19 protein-coding genes are annotated in these 15,483 nt (G+C 50.9%); 10 read left to right on the plus strand and 9 right to left on the minus strand.

Annotated features, from left to right (window positions below):
- The first annotated feature begins 1 nt into the window (after nt 1).
- The 7 genes from mzrA to LOZ86_RS19540 all read left to right on the plus strand — a co-directional run bounded on the left by mzrA (nt 2) and on the right by LOZ86_RS19540 (nt 3,745).
- Complete coding sequence (gene mzrA, locus LOZ86_RS19510) at nt 2-397, plus strand: EnvZ/OmpR regulon moderator MzrA (RefSeq protein ID WP_039481946.1); 396 nt, start codon at nt 2-4, stop codon at nt 395-397.
- 5 nt (nt 398-402) lie between these two features.
- A complete protein-coding gene (locus tag LOZ86_RS19515) occupies nt 403-792 on the plus strand; it encodes a DUF1090 domain-containing protein (RefSeq protein ID WP_039481947.1) in 390 nt (129 codons plus the stop codon).
- Nucleotides 793-968: 176 nt separating this feature from the next.
- Complete coding sequence (locus LOZ86_RS19520; RefSeq protein ID WP_039481949.1) at nt 969-1,274, plus strand: ElaB/YgaM/YqjD family protein; 306 nt, start codon at nt 969-971, stop codon at nt 1,272-1,274.
- 13 nt (nt 1,275-1,287) lie between these two features.
- On the plus strand, nt 1,288-1,683 hold the full coding sequence (locus tag LOZ86_RS19525; protein ID WP_039481952.1) for a phage holin family protein: 396 nt from the start codon (nt 1,288-1,290) through the stop codon (nt 1,681-1,683).
- On the plus strand, nt 1,680-1,970 hold the full coding sequence (locus LOZ86_RS19530; protein WP_039481955.1) for a YqjK-like family protein: 291 nt from the start codon (nt 1,680-1,682) through the stop codon (nt 1,968-1,970). Before LOZ86_RS19525 ends, LOZ86_RS19530 begins: the two co-directional genes overlap by 4 nt.
- 276 nt (nt 1,971-2,246) lie before the next feature.
- The gene (locus tag LOZ86_RS19535) at nt 2,247-2,642 is read left to right on the plus strand and encodes a DoxX family protein (RefSeq protein ID WP_010282928.1); all 396 of its coding nucleotides are present in this window, start codon (nt 2,247-2,249) and stop codon (nt 2,640-2,642) included.
- Between the two features lie 107 nt (nt 2,643-2,749).
- Nucleotides 2,750-3,745: a glutathione S-transferase family protein gene (locus LOZ86_RS19540; protein ID WP_039481958.1), complete on the plus strand. Its 996-nt coding sequence runs from the start codon at nt 2,750-2,752 to the stop codon at nt 3,743-3,745.
- An 82-nt stretch (nt 3,746-3,827) separates the two neighbouring features.
- On the opposite strand, the gene LOZ86_RS19545 is transcribed toward LOZ86_RS19540, so the two are convergent.
- Nucleotides 3,828-4,724 carry a LysR family transcriptional regulator gene (locus LOZ86_RS19545; RefSeq protein ID WP_039481961.1) on the minus strand — a complete coding sequence of 299 codons (897 nt, stop codon included), beginning with the start codon at nt 4,722-4,724 and terminating at the stop codon, nt 3,828-3,830.
- A 112-nt stretch (nt 4,725-4,836) separates the two neighbouring features.
- On the opposite strand from LOZ86_RS19545, the gene LOZ86_RS19550 reads away from it, so the two are divergent.
- Together LOZ86_RS19550 and zur are read left to right on the plus strand one after the other, a co-directional pair.
- Entirely contained in the window at nt 4,837-5,535 is a 699-nt protein-coding gene (locus tag LOZ86_RS19550) for a pirin family protein (RefSeq protein ID WP_039481964.1), read from the plus strand.
- 138 nt (nt 5,536-5,673) lie between these two features.
- The gene (gene zur / locus LOZ86_RS19555) at nt 5,674-6,183 is read left to right on the plus strand and encodes a zinc uptake transcriptional repressor Zur (protein WP_010298842.1); all 510 of its coding nucleotides are present in this window, start codon (nt 5,674-5,676) and stop codon (nt 6,181-6,183) included.
- Nucleotides 6,184-6,251: 68 nt separating this feature from the next.
- Here zur and LOZ86_RS19560 read toward each other — a convergent pair whose 3' ends face one another.
- The 3 genes from LOZ86_RS19560 to LOZ86_RS19570 all read right to left on the minus strand — a co-directional run bounded on the left by LOZ86_RS19560 (nt 6,252) and on the right by LOZ86_RS19570 (nt 8,000).
- Nucleotides 6,252-6,461, minus strand: a complete 210-nt coding sequence (locus LOZ86_RS19560) for a CsbD family protein (protein ID WP_039289892.1) — start codon at nt 6,459-6,461, stop codon at nt 6,252-6,254.
- 455 nt (nt 6,462-6,916) lie between these two features.
- Nucleotides 6,917-7,525 (minus strand): transcriptional repressor LexA, encoded by a 609-nt coding sequence (gene lexA / locus LOZ86_RS19565; RefSeq protein WP_039481967.1) that lies wholly within the window; start codon nt 7,523-7,525, stop codon nt 6,917-6,919.
- 109 nt (nt 7,526-7,634) lie between these two features.
- The gene (locus LOZ86_RS19570) at nt 7,635-8,000 is read right to left on the minus strand and encodes a diacylglycerol kinase (protein ID WP_039481969.1); all 366 of its coding nucleotides are present in this window, start codon (nt 7,998-8,000) and stop codon (nt 7,635-7,637) included.
- A gap of 127 nt (nt 8,001-8,127) precedes the next feature.
- Between LOZ86_RS19570 and plsB the strand changes: the two genes are divergently transcribed.
- Nucleotides 8,128-10,596, plus strand: a complete 2,469-nt coding sequence (gene plsB / locus LOZ86_RS19575) for a glycerol-3-phosphate 1-O-acyltransferase PlsB (RefSeq protein WP_039481971.1) — start codon at nt 8,128-8,130, stop codon at nt 10,594-10,596.
- Nucleotides 10,597-10,737: 141 nt separating this feature from the next.
- Here the strand turns inward: plsB and ubiA are convergent, their stop codons facing one another.
- The 5 genes from ubiA to LOZ86_RS19600 form a co-directional block, all read right to left on the minus strand.
- Nucleotides 10,738-11,601 (minus strand): 4-hydroxybenzoate octaprenyltransferase, encoded by an 864-nt coding sequence (gene ubiA, locus LOZ86_RS19580; RefSeq protein WP_230242649.1) that lies wholly within the window; start codon nt 11,599-11,601, stop codon nt 10,738-10,740.
- 34 nt (nt 11,602-11,635) lie between these two features.
- Entirely contained in the window at nt 11,636-12,145 is a 510-nt protein-coding gene (gene ubiC, locus LOZ86_RS19585) for a chorismate lyase (protein WP_039481976.1), read from the minus strand.
- A 264-nt stretch (nt 12,146-12,409) separates the two neighbouring features.
- Nucleotides 12,410-14,056 carry a chaperonin GroEL gene (gene groL / locus LOZ86_RS19590; protein ID WP_230242650.1) on the minus strand — a complete coding sequence of 549 codons (1,647 nt, stop codon included), beginning with the start codon at nt 14,054-14,056 and terminating at the stop codon, nt 12,410-12,412.
- Between the two features lie 45 nt (nt 14,057-14,101).
- Nucleotides 14,102-14,395, minus strand: coding sequence for a co-chaperone GroES (locus LOZ86_RS19595; RefSeq protein ID WP_039279307.1), 294 nt, complete (start codon nt 14,393-14,395; stop codon nt 14,102-14,104).
- A 225-nt stretch (nt 14,396-14,620) separates the two neighbouring features.
- On the minus strand, nt 14,621-15,103 hold the full coding sequence (locus tag LOZ86_RS19600) for an FxsA family protein (RefSeq protein WP_039481983.1): 483 nt from the start codon (nt 15,101-15,103) through the stop codon (nt 14,621-14,623).
- Nucleotides 15,104-15,483: the final 380 nt, after the last annotated feature.

A 15,483-nucleotide genomic window follows, 5' to 3' on the forward strand; every position in this document is an offset into this window, starting at 1 on the left:
CGTGTCAATTCGCGGATTATTTCCTAAGCTCTTCTCCAGAAAAGCAGGTCGCATACTGCTATTGCTTGCTCTACCGATGATTGTATTGACGCAGTCCCAGTCGCTTCGTCATTCCCAGGGTGATGCGATGCTGCACATCAAGCCTGACGATGGTGCTGCGTTGCCCGATGGCTTTTACGTATATCAGCGTCTTAATGAAAAAGGCATTGCGATCAAAAGCATTACACCAGAGCAAGATAGCCTGATCGTCCGTCTTGCTTCGCCAGAACAGAGTATCGCTGCCAGAGATGTCCTGCGATTGTCTCTGCCCAAAGTCACCATTACCGCGCAGCAGGCGACAATCCCGACACCGTTCTGGCAGCAGAAACTGACACAGAAACAATCCAAACTGGGGTGACAAAGATGAAACTATTTCCATCCATCATTGCATTATCTGTCCTGTTTTCCGGCCACGTGCTGGCGAATACCGCCAATCAGGTGGAAACCTGTCAGCAGAAAGCGCAAGATATTCAGCGCCAAATCGATGAAGCGCGTAAGCATGGCAATCAGAATCGCATCAACGGGTTAGAGAAGGCATTGGACGGCGTGAAAACCCACTGTACGGATGCCGGATTAGCAGAGAAACGTCAGGAAGCCATTGCGGAAAAGCATAAAGACGTCGCTGAACGCCAGCAGGAACTGAACGAAAGCCGGCAGAAAGGGGATGATGCCGAAAAGATCCTCAAGCGCGAAAGAAAGCTGGCTGAAGCCGAGCAGGAATTACGCTCAGCGGAACGTGCAGCATCGCAATAACTCATCAGTATATTGTCCCTATAAAACACACAGCAATTGTTCATTTTATATTCAAAAAACCAAATCGCTAAAATTTACAGCGAGTTATCAGAATTGTCCGTATCCGTCTGGGGCGGCATAAATCTCAGCTTCAGCTATAGTTAACATTCAGGTTTATAATACGAAGGGTTATTAATATGGCTAAAGATCAAAATTCTGAATACCTACGCACCGAATTGAAATCACTGGCAGATACGCTGGAAGAAGTATTAAGTACCTCCAGCGATAAATCTAAAGCGGAACTCGACAAACTGCGCAATAAGGCAGAAAGCGCGCTGAAAGAAACCCGTAGCCGCCTGAGCGATACCGGTGAGCGCATTGCCTCCCAAACCAAAGAAGCGGTTGAATCGGCGGACGACTATGTACGTCAGAACCCGTGGACTGGTGTCGGTATTGGTGCTGCTGTGGGCGTCGTGCTTGGCGTCCTTCTGTCTCGTCGCTAATTAGCGGATCGTTATGACGGATAAATCACAACAAGGCCCCGCAAGCGGGGTCATGGCTTCTGCTCAGCGCATCATCTCCATTATTGTCAGCATGGTGGAAAACCGTGTTCGACTCGCCGTCATTGAATTAGAGGAAGAAAAAACCAATCTGATTCAGTTGCTGATGATGGTCGGTCTGACGCTGATTTTCGCCACTTTTGGCATTATGAGCCTGATTGCGCTGATCATCTGGGGTATCGATCCGCAGTATCGTCTTTTTGCGCTGGGGTGTATTACCGCCACATTGCTCGGACTGGCGCTGATAGGCGGTATATGGACACTCGTGAAGGTACGTCGTTCCACCTTGCTCAAAGCGACGCGTAAGGAGCTGGCGACCGACAGATCGCTGCTGGAGGAAGATCCCAAGTGAACCAGCGTCAGCAGCGAGACAGAGAAAAAGCCCAGCTACTGCGCCAGATACAGCAGCAGCGGCTGGATTTATCGGCAGGTAAAAAACACTGGCTGGATACCACTGCCCGTTACGATCACGGCTGGCAAAGCCTGATGCAGTGGCGTAAATACTGGATCGTGGGCTCCAGCCTCGTGGCGCTCTATGGCGTGCGACATCCCAGCCGCATGATTCGCTGGGGACGCCGCCTTGTCGGGCTGTGGGGCACAGTCAGACTCGTCCGCAAAACGTTTGAGCCACGTCCGTAATCCTTACTATCGCTTCGGCTATCTGTCTTATCTATACGCTACTACTTTTCATCTGACTTTTACCTAACGCGCTCGCGCCATTACAGCGCGTTCTTGCACAGTTCACTGAACATCAATTTTTCTGAAATACAGCAACAATTATACTCGCTGGAAGCGCAAATCATCTCTCTATACTATCTGCCCATAACCTGATGGCGGGCTAGGTTTTCAGACCACACCTGCTACAACAAACAAAACAGGGTAATATAGCCCACAACAAAATTAATTGGAGAGATGATGAAAAATTTAGAAAGTACTGCACTGCTGGTTGCACGTATCTTAATGCCAATTCTGTTTATCGTTGCAGGTTACGGTAAGCTGGGTGATGCCTATGCAGGCACACAACAATACATGCAGGCGATGGGCGTTCCATCCTTCCTGCTGCCGCTGACCATTCTGCTGGAACTGGGTGGTGGTCTGGCGGTTCTGTTCGGTCTGCTGACGCGTACCGTCGCGCTGTTCACTGCGGGCTTTACGCTGCTGACCGCACTGATTTTCCACTCTAACTTTGCGGAAGGCATGAACCAACTGATGTTCATGAAAAACCTGACCATCGCTGGTGGCTACCTCCTGCTGGCTGTAACGGGCCCAGGCGCATTCAGTATCGACCGCCTGCTGGGCAAAAAGTGGTAAGACGAGGCTTTTCCGGCCTGTACTACACTTAATAGTCGAATAACGAATGAGACGGCAAGCAGATAAGGCTTGCCGTTGTTTTATCGCACTCACTAACGGGAGGATTTATGGGACAACTGGTTGACGGCGTATGGCACGATACCTGGTATGAAACCAAATCTACCGGCGGCCATTTTAAGCGTTCAGAATCCGCATTCCGCAACTGGGTAACGCCCGATGGCGCACCCGGCCTCACCGGCAAAGGTGGCTTTCCTGCTCAGTCCGGCCGTTATCATCTCTATGTTTCGCTCGCCTGCCCGTGGGCACATCGCACGCTGCTCATGCGGCAGTTGAAAGGGTTAACAGATCACATCGCGGTTTCGGTGGTTCATCCGTTAATGCTCGATCAGGGCTGGACGTTCGATACCGATTTTGAAGCCGCAACGGGTGACTCGCTCTATCAGCACGAATTCCTCTACCAACTCTACCTGCACGCTATGCCAGACTACAGCGGTCGGGTGACCGTGCCTGTCCTGTGGGATACCGAGCAGCACACCATCGTCAGTAACGAATCCGCCGATATCATCCGCATGCTGAACAGCGCTTTTGATGGCGTGGGAGCAACGGCGGGAGATTATTATCCAGAAGCGCTACGCGCGCAGATTGACGAATTGAACGGCTGGATTTACGACAAGGTCAACAACGGTGTGTACAAAGCTGGTTTTGCGACAAGCCAGTCAGCCTATGATGAATCCGCCACAACCGTTTTTGCCGCGCTATCCGATCTGGAAAACATTCTGGCAAAACAACGCTATCTGACAGGTGAGCAGTTAACCGAAGCCGACCTGCGGCTGTGGACGACGCTGATCCGTTTCGATCCGGTCTATCACACGCATTTTAAATGCGATAAATATCGCCTAAGCGATTATCCCAATCTGTTCGGTTTTCTGCGTGATATTTATCAGATGCCCGGCATCGCCGATACCGTCGATATGGCGCACATTCGTCACCACTACTATCGTAGCCACGGCACGATTAACCCGCATGGCGTGATTTCGCAGGGCCCAGAGCAAGATTTGAACCAGCCTCATCAGCGTGATAAGACGTTTGTCGATTTGTACTAGGGTTTTGTCGATTCACATGAGCGAGTAGTGAAGTGCAGAGGCAAGGTGTGGAGCCACACCTTGCCGCAAAAAAACGCAGGATTTAAGGCTGGTTCAATAGTTTCGGAATTTCACGCAGGAACCAGGATTTCGCCTCGCCCATGCTGTCTCGCCGCCACGCCATAATGATCTGGCTTTCCATCTGATGCTCCGGCCCAATCACCAGCAAACGCCCTTCGGCAATATCTTGCGCAACCATCGGATAAGGCATGGTCGCGACGCCTAATCCCGCCAGCAGCGCACGCCGTTTATCATCCAGCGAACTCACCGTCAGCCGTTGCTGTTTATCCAACAGCTGCACGGTCAGTACTGGGCGTTCGCGCGCGGTGTCTGCCATCGCAATCCCACGGTATTTCACCCGTATTGCATCCGACAGCGGTTCAGGTTCCTGATGAATCGGATGTTCTGGGCTGGCGACATAAACGTTATTCATCGTGTACAGCTTGCGGGTATTCATTTCGGAAGACGCGCGAAAATGCATGTCTGGCGCAATCACGATATCGGCGCGCCCTTGCTCAAGACGCTCCCACGCCCCGGCCAGCACTTCCGTCAGAATCGATACCTGCGTATTGGCTTTGAGCGCCAGTTTATCGATTAATGGGAAAATTCGCTGAGTCGGAATTAGCGCTTCCGTCACAATCGTCAGGTGCGTTTCCCAACCGCGTGCCAGCGCTTCTGCATCCGTCGTGAGCTTATCCGCGGCCTCCAACAGGATGCGTCCGCGTTCCAGCAGCATCCGCCCAACATTCGTGAATTTAGTACGATGCCCGGAACGATCGAACAGCACCACATCTAACTCTTCTTCCAATTTCTGCATAGTATAGCTCAGCGCCGAAGGCACCCTACCCAGCTCGTCTGCCGCAGCGGCAAAGCTGCCACGACGATCGATCGCATCCATCACCCTCAAGGCTTCCAGCGTCAGTGCTCGTTCTCTCGCCATCTTCGTACTCATTCAGGAATTTTGAATATACCCACCAGATTAACTAGCTAACAATCCAACGTCCACACAATTACTATCAGTTCAATAAATAATTCTCTGGGGGATAAAAATTATGATCACACGAAGAGCAGCAGGGCAATGCGGCCAGGCCGACTATGGCTGGTTGCAGGCGCGCTATACCTTTTCTTTTGGTCACTATTTTGACCCACAGCTGCTGGGCTACGCATCTCTGCGCGTGCTCAATCAGGAAGTATTGGCACCGGGGGCATCATTCCAGCCGCGAACCTACCCACGGGTTGATATTCTGAACATTATTCTTCAGGGCGAAGCAGAATACCGTGACAGCAACGGCGGCCACATTCAGGCCAAAGCCGGAGATGTGCTACTGCTCTCCACGCAGCCAAACGTCAGCTATAGCGAACATAATACCAGCGCCAACAAGCCGCTGACGCGACTGCAATTATGGCTGAATGCTTGCCAAACGCGAGAGAACAGCCCGTTGCAGCGCATGGGGCTGAGTTCAGTAAACCATACGCTGCTTGCCTCACCGGAAGGTGAACACAATAGCCTGCAACTGCGCCAGCAGGTTTGGGTTCATCATGTCGATCTCCAGCAGAATGAGCAAAGCACCATCGCGCTAAAGGGAAATCAGGCGTACCTCCAATTGATCCACGGTTCAATGGCGGTAAAAGGCAATCAGAACAGTGAAACACTACACTGCGGCGACGGAGCCTTCATTAAGGAAGAGACGTCGTTGACGCTACAGGCAGAGTCGCCTTTGCGGGCGCTGCTCATCGATCTGGTCATGTAGCGCGTCTGTCCGTTCTTTTTGTAGGGAGTTGTTTTTGCAGAGAGTTGTTTTCGCAGGAAAACTCCGCCAGTTCGGCGTTTTTATTCAGTCGTGGTAAGATATCCGTCTTGTTCCTCAACGCGTCAGGGTGATATGACAATGGATTCAACCAAACAGGACAAACTTCTTGCCCAGGCTGAACAGATTTGTCAGCAGCGCGCTGTGCGTCTCACGCCACAGCGGTTAGAGGTTTTACGCCTTATGGCACAGCAGTCCGGTGCTATCAGCGCTTATGACCTGCTGGACCTGTTGCGCGTTTCTGAACCTCAGGCGAAACCGCCAACTGTCTATCGCGCGCTGGATTTTCTGCTGGAACAAGGCTTCATTCATCGCGTCGAATCAAACAACAGCTACGTGCTGTGTCACCATATTGAAGACCACAGCCACACGTCCGCCCTTTTCATCTGCGACCGCTGCGGACAGGTTACAGAACGTCAAACCGAAGGTGTGGAAGAAACGCTGCGTAGTCTGGCACAGCAGTCAGGGTTTACGTTGCGTCACAGCGTGGTGGAAGCACACGGCTTGTGTGGAGGCTGTCAGGAAGTTGCATCATGCAAACAGCCGGATCATTGCGATCACGACCATACTGTTCCCATTAAAAAACGATAGCCCAGGGGCTATCGTTTTTTCTGTGGAGAGACATCACTGTTGTGACCAGTGATAGCTACCAATGATAGTTACCAGTGATATTTATGGTGATCTTCCCAGTGTTTCACTTCTTTCTCTGCCGCTTCTTTTTCGTACCCGTAACGTTCCTGGATTCTACCCACCAGTTGGTCACGTTTACCTTCGATGACCGTCAGATCGTCATCCGTTAATTTGCCCCATTGCTCTTTCGCTTTACCTTTAAACTGTTTCCAGTTACCGCTGGCTTGGTCTTTATTCATAAGAATCTCCGTACCTTAGGTGAATTGCGCATAAAAAATCGTGACTACCGACTTATGCATCAGTTTCAGATAAATAGATTTATTCAGTAAGCAGCATCATAAATATGTGAACCATGACGGTGCTCTTCGCCACTGTCTCCCTTGATTACTGGGCTATCTCAATGTGATGGCTAATGATCAATCGGCAAACGATTAATCAAGATAAAAATGCTTACCTTGCTAAAAATTATAGTCGAATATTTCACTTAAAAGATAAAACCAGGAATTTGTGACTGGAATGGGCGTTGAGAAAGGGAAAATGACCGCAAAAAGCAGTGAAAAAACAGAAGGATAATGGGGATCGTAGAAACGCGCACGAAATGTAACTAAATATATATATCTGGCAGATTGGCAGATTAACACACAGAACATGATGCACTGATCCAGACTGGCGAGCAGTGCATCTCTGCGAACGGTTAGCTCCAGTCGCTATTACGAATGACGCCAACCGCTAAACCTTCTATCGAAAAGCTTTGCTGGCGCAGATCGACAACGATGGGGGAGAACTCTTCATTTTCAGCGATAAGGTGCACCGTATTGCCCTGCTTTTTCAGGCGCTTCACCGTCACTTCATCGTCAATACGCGCCACGACGATCTGGCCGTTGCGCACATCTTCCGTTTTATGTACAGCCAGCAAATCGCCATCCAATATACCGATATTTTTCATCGACATGCCGCTCACTCGCAGCAAAAAATCAGCGCTGGGTTTGAACATCGCAGAGTCAACCTGATAGCGACATTCAATATGTTCCTGTGCCAGCAGAGGTTCACCTGCGGCGACGCGACCAACCAGAGGAATGCCCGTCTCTTCTTCCATCAGCAGACGAATACCGCGTGAAGCACCCGATACAATTTCAATCACGCCTTTACGCGCCAGCGCTTTCAAATGTTCTTCAGCCGCATTGGGAGAGCGAAACCCCAGCTGTTGAGCAATTTCCGCGCGCGTTGGCGGCATCCCAGTGTGCGCAATATGATCGCGGATCAGCTCATAAACCTGCTGCTGCCTTGCTGTTAATACTTTCATTCCGCCCCCTGGTTGTTTATACAGTCTTTCTGTGAGTATATACAGGTAAGGCACAATTGGGAATCGGGATATAGGCAAAGCCCTGACTTTTACTCATTTATGCGTACCGTCAGGCAAAATGTTGCCAGAGGATACTGCCCCAGACGACAGCGGCTAACAAGATGGCAACAAAGACAGCCGCCGAGCCGATATCTTTCGCCCGACCGGATAATTCATGGTGCTCGAGACCAATGCGATCAACAACCGCTTCAATGGCGCTGTTGGCCAGCTCAAACAGCATAATCAGTACCACAGACACAATCAGCAGGAGCTTCTCGACCAGCGTAACCGGCAGTAAACATGCGATAATGACGCCGACAAGGGTCAGTATCGTTTCCTGACGAAACGCCGCCTCATGCTCCCACGCCTGCTTCAGCCCCTTAAAGGAATAACCGGTCGCCTTAATAATCCGGGTCATCCCCGTTGCTTTATTCATTTGTTCTCCATTATTTATGTAAAATAGTTCGCATTTTAACGCACCTACGTTGTCTCATCACCACAGATCTCCAGCGCAGTTTCTGGTATCCTTGCGGCGCATTGCTAACAAGAGGCTCCACGTTGTTATGTCAGGTTGGCGTAAAATTTACTATAAATTATTGAATCTCCCACTGAAACTGCTAGTGAAAAGCAAAATTATTCCCGCAGATCCGGTGGTCGAGTTGGGGTTAGATCCCTCACGTCCTATACTCTATGTTCTGCCTTATAACTCTCAGGCGGATCTCTTAACGCTACGTGCGAAGTGCTTGGCATTAGGGTTACCCGATCCTTCGCTGCCGTTCGAATTCAATGGCGTCGAACTTCCCAGCCACGTCTTTATTAATGACGGGCCACGCGTCTTCCGCTATTACGTTCCCAAGCAGAAATCCGTCAAGCTGTTCCACGACTATCTGGACCTGCATCGTGCCAATCCAGATTTAGACGTACAGATGGTGCCGGTTTCCGTGATGTTTGGGCGATCCCCAGGTCGGGAAGGCCATTCGCAGGCCGCGCCACACCTGCGTTTGCTCAACGGCATCGAGAAATTCTTTGCCGTCCTGTGGCTAGGCCGTGACAGCTTTGTCCGCTTCTCCAGCCCGGTCTCGCTACGCTATATGGCGACCGAGCACGGCACGGACAAAACCATAGCCCACAAGCTGGCACGCGTCGCGCGTATGCACTTCTCACGCCAGCGTTTGGCGGCAGTTGGGCCGCGCTTGCCAGTGCGTCAGGAACTATTTAACAAGCTGCTTGATTCCAAAGCGATCAAGAAAGCCGTAGACGATGAGGCGCGCAGCAAGAAGATTTCTCATGAGAAAGCGCAGCAAAACGCGATTGCGCTGATGGAAGAAATCGCCGCCGACTTCTCCTACGAAGCCGTGCGTTTGTCGGATCGTGTATTGAGCTGGACGTGGAATCGCCTTTATCAGGGGATTAACGTCCATAACGCCGAACGCGTTCGCCAGTTGGCGCAGGATGGTCACGGCATTGTTTATGTGCCCTGCCACCGCAGCCATATGGATTATCTGCTGCTGTCCTACGTTCTGTACCATCAAGGCTTGGTGCCGCCGCACATCGCCGCCGGTATCAACCTTAATTTCTGGCCAGCGGGACCGATCTTCCGCCGTCTTGGTGCGTTCTTTATTCGCCGTACCTTCAAAGGCAACAAGCTGTATTCCACGATCTTCCGTGAATATCTGGGTGAGCTGTTTGCCCGTGGTTATTCGGTTGAATACTTCATGGAAGGCGGGCGTTCGCGCACGGGTCGTCTGTTAGAGCCGAAAACCGGTACGCTGGCCATGACCATTCAGGCTATGCTCAGAGGCGGCACGCGCCCTATCACGCTGGTACCGATTTATATCGGTTACGAGCACGTGATGGAAGTCGGCACCTATGCGAAAGAGCTGCGCGGTGCGGTGAAGGAAAAAGAAGGCTTTATGCAGATGGTGCGCGGTTTGCGCAAACTGCGTAATTTGGGTCAGGGTTATGTGAACTTCGGCGAACCGCTCCCGCTGACAACCTATCTGAACCAGCATGTACCGCAATGGCGTGACGCGATTGATCCCATCGAGGCACAACGTCCAAGCTGGCTAACACCGACGGTGCAAGATATCTCTATGGATATCATGGTGCGCATCAACAATTCTGCGGCAGCAAATGCAATGAACCTGTGCTCTACCGCCTTGTTAGCCTCGCGCCAACGCTCGCTGACGCGCGAACAAATGCACGAACAGCTGGATTGCTATCTGCAACTGCTGCGTCAGGTTCCTTACCATAAAGATATTACAGCACCGAAGAAGACAGCGGATGAACTGTTGGAACACGCGCTGAGCATGAACAAGTTCGAAGTGGAGAAGGACAGTATTGGTGACATCATCATTCTGCCGCGCGAGCAGGCGGTACTGATGACGTATTACCGCAATAACATCCAGCATCTGTTGGTCTTGCCGTCACTGATTGCCAGCATCGTCATCCATCATCGCCGAATTACGCTTGCTGAAGTCGTACGACAAATCACGCTGGTCTATCCGCTGCTGCAATCTGAACTGTTCCTGCATTATTCGAAAGAACAGTTGCCAGATGTGCTGGAAACGTTGTCTAACGAACTGATTCGACAAGAGCTACTGTGCAGCCGTGATGGTGAATTGGCAATCAATCCACCACGAATTCGCACGCTGCAACTGCTGTCAGCAGGCGTGCGTGAAACGCTGCAACGTTATGCGATTACGCTGTCCTTGCTGTGCGCGAATCCAGAAATCAACCGTGGGACGCTGGAGAAAGAAAGCCGGAACATGGCACAGCGTCTGTCCGTTCTGCACGGCATCAACGCGCCGGAATTCTTTGATAAAGCGGTGTTCTCAACGCTGGTCACAACCTTACGCACAGAAGGGTATATCACCGACAGTGCGGAAGCGGCACAAGGCGATATCCTGGAAATCTACAACATCCTCGGCGATCTGATCACTCCGGAAGTTCGGTTGACTATCGAAAGCGCCAGCTCATCCGCTGAAATGGAAGCCAATAGTCAGACGGTCGAAGCGATAAAGCAGGAATAACGGGGCAGGAAGTAGCGGCAAGGTGGCGGAAAAATGCCATCATCAAACCGTGGATAGGTTTGGTATAATAAACGCATCCGAGCATTCCGTCATAAAAAAAGCAGCGAGAAATCGCTGCTTTTTTGTCTCTGTTGGTCCGCGCTACAGACCAAACAACACGCCAATAAATATCGCCATACCCGCGTACTTATTATTGTGGAATGCCTTAAAACAAGCATCACGTTCACGCCCGGCCGTCAGGATTTGCTGGTAGACAAACATGCCCGCCGCCACCAGCAGCGAAATGTAGTATGGCGTTCCTAATCCGGTGGCGATTCCCAAAGCCAGCAGCAGCGCCAGCATACTGAACTGCAACAACCCGATGATCATATTGTCAAAACGTCCAAATAAGATCGCGGTGGATTTCACGCCGATCTTCAAATCGTCATCACGATCCACCATCGCATATTGGGTATCGTAGGCGACCGTCCAGCAGATATACGCCAAAAACATCATCCAGCAGGTCACTGGTAGGCTTTCGCTTACCGCAGCATAGGCCATAGGAATCGACCAGCCAAACGCCGCGCCCAGAACAAACTGGGGCAAATGACTAACCCGTTTCATGAACGGATAGACCCATGCCAAAACCAGCCCCGCAACGGACAGCCAGATCGTCATCTTATTTAGCGTCAACACCAGACCAAACGCCAGCAAGACCAACACGACAAACAGAACTTTGGCAGATTGCTCGCTCACTTCACCGCTGGGCAAGGGGCGAGACGCCGTGCGTTTTACATAGCCGTCAAAATGGCGATCGGCATAATCATTGATGACACAGCCCGCCGCACGCATTAAGAAAACGCCAGCGACAAAAACAAACAGCGTCCACGGTGCAGGCACTTTCCCTCCTGCCAGCCACAGCGCCCCTAGCGTTGGCCACAGCAGCAACAGAGAACCTATCGGTTTATCAATTCGCATCAAGCGACAATAAGCCAGCCATTTCCCTGCTGTAACACTTCTTTCCAAGGATTTATCTCCTCAAATTACCTGCCAACCTTCATCACCAGCTGAAATAAATCGGTGACTCCGGTAAGAAAAGCTCAGTCAACAGTAACGGATAACCAGAGACACACAGGCGGGAACGTCGCGCCCACAAGCCCTCACAGCATCCGGTATGAATATAGTCACGCGTCAGCGCCTTTTGCCCAAACAGGTAGCGGCCTAGCGGCTGATCACCTATTTTCATCAAGGCTGAATCCGTGCCGTCGAGCGTTTGTTGCGGAACAAGGGTACGACCAAAAAGCCAGGGACGATCGTCACCATACAGCACCACTTCACGCAGCCAGTAACGTTCACTATACGGCAGTTGTTCGCGTTCTTCGCCCAGCGCTTGTGGTGTAATGAATTTCTCACTGCACAGCGTGGTCTTCAGTTGGGCACAATATTTTTCAAGTCGCCGCGTCATGGAGCCAGTTTCCATCAGCCAGTCACCAATGTGCTCAGGTAATACCGAAGGGGGCTCAGTAAACCAGGAAATAGAGCGCAGAAGCGTAGACGCATCGTCAGACATTGTCCCTACTCCGAACAGGGTTGTTTTGAATAAAAAGGTATTCGTAAATAAAGTAACGCCGCCATTGTAGCGCAGAATGCTTCCCCCGATAACAGGCTATAAACGCATTCATCAACGATACGGCAACATTTCAGCAATGCCGCGCATAAAAAAACACTACCCAGCCTCGCGACCAGATAGTGCTCTTTAAAGGACAGAAAGACGTGCTTCTGTAACCTGACTCCCTGTCATCGGAAAACGGCTTCCGGTGACAATGGCGTCATATTACATCATGCCGCCCATACCACCCATGCCGCCCAGACCACCAGCGCCACCTAAGTCAGGTGCATCGCCTTTCGGCAGGTCGGTAATCATACATTCGGTGGTGATCATCAGACCAGCAACAGAAGCCGCGAACTGCAGTGCAGAACGGGTGACTTTGGTTGGGTCCAGAATACCGAAGTCGATCATGTTGCCGTATTCTTCAGTTGCTGCGTTGTAACCGTAGTTACCGTCACCGGCTTTAACGTTGTTTGCAACCACAGATGGCTCTTCGCCAGCGTTGGAAACGATCTGGCGCAGTGGGGCTTCCATTGCGCGCAGCGCAACTTTGATACCCACGTTCTGATCTTCGTTTTGAGCGGTCAGAGAAGCCAGTTTGGCTGCAACGCGAACCAGCGCAACACCACCACCAGCAACCACGCCTTCTTCTACCGCAGCGCGAGTCGCAGCCAGAGCATCTTCAACGCGTGCTTTCTTCTCTTTCATTTCAACTTCAGTTGCTGCGCCAACTTTGATAACGGCTACGCCGCCAGCCAGTTTAGCCACACGCTCTTGGAGTTTTTCTTTGTCGTAATCAGACGTTGCTTCTTCAACCTGCTGGCGGATCTGAGCAACACGGCCCTGAATCGCAGCTTCTTCACCACTACCATCGATGATAGTAGTGGTGTCTTTGTTGATCACAACGCGTTTTGCCTGACCCAGATCTTCCAACGTCGCTTTTTCCAGCTCCAGACCAATCTCTTCAGAGATAACGGTACCGCCAGTCAGTGTCGCGATATCTTGCAGCATCGCTTTACGACGATCGCCGAAGCCTGGTGCTTTCACCGCAGCAACTTTCACGATGCCACGCATGGTGTTAACCACCAGTGTTGCCAGGGCTTCACCTTCAACATCTTCAGCAACGATAACCAGCGGTTTGCCGGCTTTCGCTACGGCTTCCAATATTGGCAGCATTTCGCGGATGTTGGAGATTTTTTTATCCGCCAGCAGGATGAACGGGCTTTCCAGCTCTACAGCACCGGTTTCCGGCTTGTTGATGAAGTACGGAGACAGGTAGCCACGATCGAACTGCATACCTTCAACCACGTCCAGCTCATCTTGCAGACCGGTACCTTCTTCGACGGTGATAACACCTTCTTTGCCGACTTTGTCCATGGCTTCGGCAATCATTTTGCCTACGGTTTCGTCGGAATTAGCAGAGATAGTACCAACCTGAGCAATAGCTTTAGAGTCAGAGCACGGTACAGACAATGCTTTCAGCTCTTCAACAGCGGCGATAACGGCTTTATCGATACCGCGCTTCAGATCCATCGGGTTCATGCCCGCTGCAACAGCTTTCAGGCCTTCAGTGATGATAGCCTGCGCCAATACGGTTGCGGTCGTAGTGCCGTCGCCTGCTGCGTCATTCGCTTTAGAGGCAACTTCTTTCACCATCTGTGCGCCCATGTTCTCGAACTTGTCTTCTAGCTCGATTTCACGCGCAACAGATACGCCGTCTTTAGTAATAGTCGGTGCACCGAAGGATTTATCCAAAACTACGTTACGGCCTTTTGGGCCCAGGGTAACCTTCACTGCATCAGCCAGTACATTTACGCCGCGTAGCATTTTTACACGCGCGTCACTACCGAATTTTACGTCTTTAGCTGCCATGGTTTATTTCCCTTAAATTCGTTCAGTTCAGATGGTTACACGTGATTACGCTTCAACAATTGCCAGAATGTCGCTTTCAGACATGATCAACACTTCTTCGTTATCGATCTTCTCTGCTTTCACACCATAGCCATCATTGAAAATGACGATGTCGCCAATTTTCACATCCAGCGGCTTCACTTCACCATTTTCCAGAATACGTCCGTGACCTACGGCCAGAACTTCGCCGCGGGTAGATTTACCAGCAGCGGAACCAGTCAGTACGATACCACCAGCAGATTTTGACTCGACTTCTTTGCGTTTGACGATAACGCGGTCATGCAATGGCCGAATATTCATTGATAGCTCTCCTTTAAGAAAATCCATATCGGTTTAGGATAAATGCCGACTACGCCTTTCATATCATAATCAGCCTTGTGGTATTTTAAGTGGGGGCGTTCTGCGGGCCTTCAAGGGAGAAAATTCATTTTTTTTGCGTTAAGCGGCCACTTGGCGCAGACAGCAGATAAAAAACAAGAATTATCAATACGATAATCCTTATCTATTTTTCAGTTCATCGTGACGTTAACGGTCATCTCGATCATCCTGATGTTCAATATTTGCGCGCCCGCCATCCTTGCGCTGGTATTCACCTTCAAAGGTGTTACCGCCGGAAGACGATGCACTTGGGCCTGCTCCAGAACCAGAACGCCAGACGTGCAGGTGAGGCATCAGTTTGAGCGTCAGCCTTTTCTGCACAGGTGGCAGCAGCAACAGCAGCCCCAGAAAGTCAGTCAGGAAGCCCGGAATCAGGAGCAGGAAGCCAGCCAGCACCAGTGACACGCTTTTTACCATCTCGGCTGCTGGGCTTTCACCTGCCGCCATTTTCTGCTGCATCTGCACCAGCGTTTTCATCCCCTGATTACGCACCAGTGAGACGCCCACGCAGGACGTGAAGACAACCAGCAGCAGGGTCATGGCGACGCCAAGCACCTCAGCCACCTGAATAAACAGCGATATCTCGATGTAAGCCAAAAGAAAAATAAGTAATAACGGTAACCAGCGCACCCGGTACTCCTGTGTGTTTTACGCGTACTGTTCTAATAAAAACGTCTGTGAATAAGAACGTGTTAAGCCATCGCTATTGAAAATCCAGTACGCCTTACTACCCATCGACTTTACCACCAATGGATTAGGTAAAATGCGCGCCTGCTCTGCGATCCGGCACATCATGATTTACTAAAGTGGGTACGCCTTTGCGCATTTTCAAGCCGCCGACCTACGATTATTGTTCTAAAATAGTGACTCGTGACTACAGTCACAGTTCATTTACCGTCGTGGTAGAGAACGCCAGTATAGTGATCTAAACACCTGTTTTTCGCTGTCGTAACGACATATCCTCACGGCAATGGATACCTGGTTGGTCAAACATCCCGAGACTATTGCCG

The sequence above is a fragment of the Pectobacterium parvum genome, from assembly GCF_020971565.1.
GTDB classification, from domain to species: domain Bacteria; phylum Pseudomonadota; class Gammaproteobacteria; order Enterobacterales; family Enterobacteriaceae; genus Pectobacterium; species Pectobacterium polare.

What these genes read in the sequence shown, in the direction of transcription:
- LOZ86_RS19515 (WP_039481947.1), top strand. Translation starts at nt 403, where the DNA reads ATGAAACTATTTCCATCCATCATTGCATTATCTGTCCTGTTTTCCGGC.
- LOZ86_RS19570 (WP_039481969.1), bottom strand. Translation starts at nt 8,000, where the DNA reads ATGAATAAAGCAACGGGGATGACCCGGATTATTAAGGCGACCGGTTAT.
- groL (WP_230242650.1), bottom strand. Translation starts at nt 14,056, where the DNA reads ATGGCAGCTAAAGACGTAAAATTCGGTAGTGACGCGCGTGTAAAAATG.
- LOZ86_RS19550 (WP_039481964.1), top strand. Translation starts at nt 4,837, where the DNA reads ATGATCACACGAAGAGCAGCAGGGCAATGCGGCCAGGCCGACTATGGC.
- LOZ86_RS19535 (WP_010282928.1), top strand. Translation starts at nt 2,247, where the DNA reads ATGAAAAATTTAGAAAGTACTGCACTGCTGGTTGCACGTATCTTAATG.
- LOZ86_RS19560 (WP_039289892.1), bottom strand. Translation starts at nt 6,461, where the DNA reads ATGAATAAAGACCAAGCCAGCGGTAACTGGAAACAGTTTAAAGGTAAA.
- LOZ86_RS19545 (WP_039481961.1), bottom strand. Translation starts at nt 4,724, where the DNA reads ATGGCGAGAGAACGAGCACTGACGCTGGAAGCCTTGAGGGTGATGGAT.
- LOZ86_RS19520 (WP_039481949.1), top strand. Translation starts at nt 969, where the DNA reads ATGGCTAAAGATCAAAATTCTGAATACCTACGCACCGAATTGAAATCA.
- zur (WP_010298842.1), top strand. Translation starts at nt 5,674, where the DNA reads ATGGATTCAACCAAACAGGACAAACTTCTTGCCCAGGCTGAACAGATT.
- LOZ86_RS19595 (WP_039279307.1), bottom strand. Translation starts at nt 14,395, where the DNA reads ATGAATATTCGGCCATTGCATGACCGCGTTATCGTCAAACGCAAAGAA.
- lexA (WP_039481967.1), bottom strand. Translation starts at nt 7,525, where the DNA reads ATGAAAGTATTAACAGCAAGGCAGCAGCAGGTTTATGAGCTGATCCGC.
- plsB (WP_039481971.1), top strand. Translation starts at nt 8,128, where the DNA reads ATGTCAGGTTGGCGTAAAATTTACTATAAATTATTGAATCTCCCACTG.
- LOZ86_RS19540 (WP_039481958.1), top strand. Translation starts at nt 2,750, where the DNA reads ATGGGACAACTGGTTGACGGCGTATGGCACGATACCTGGTATGAAACC.
- LOZ86_RS19525 (WP_039481952.1), top strand. Translation starts at nt 1,288, where the DNA reads ATGACGGATAAATCACAACAAGGCCCCGCAAGCGGGGTCATGGCTTCT.
- ubiC (WP_039481976.1), bottom strand. Translation starts at nt 12,145, where the DNA reads ATGTCTGACGATGCGTCTACGCTTCTGCGCTCTATTTCCTGGTTTACT.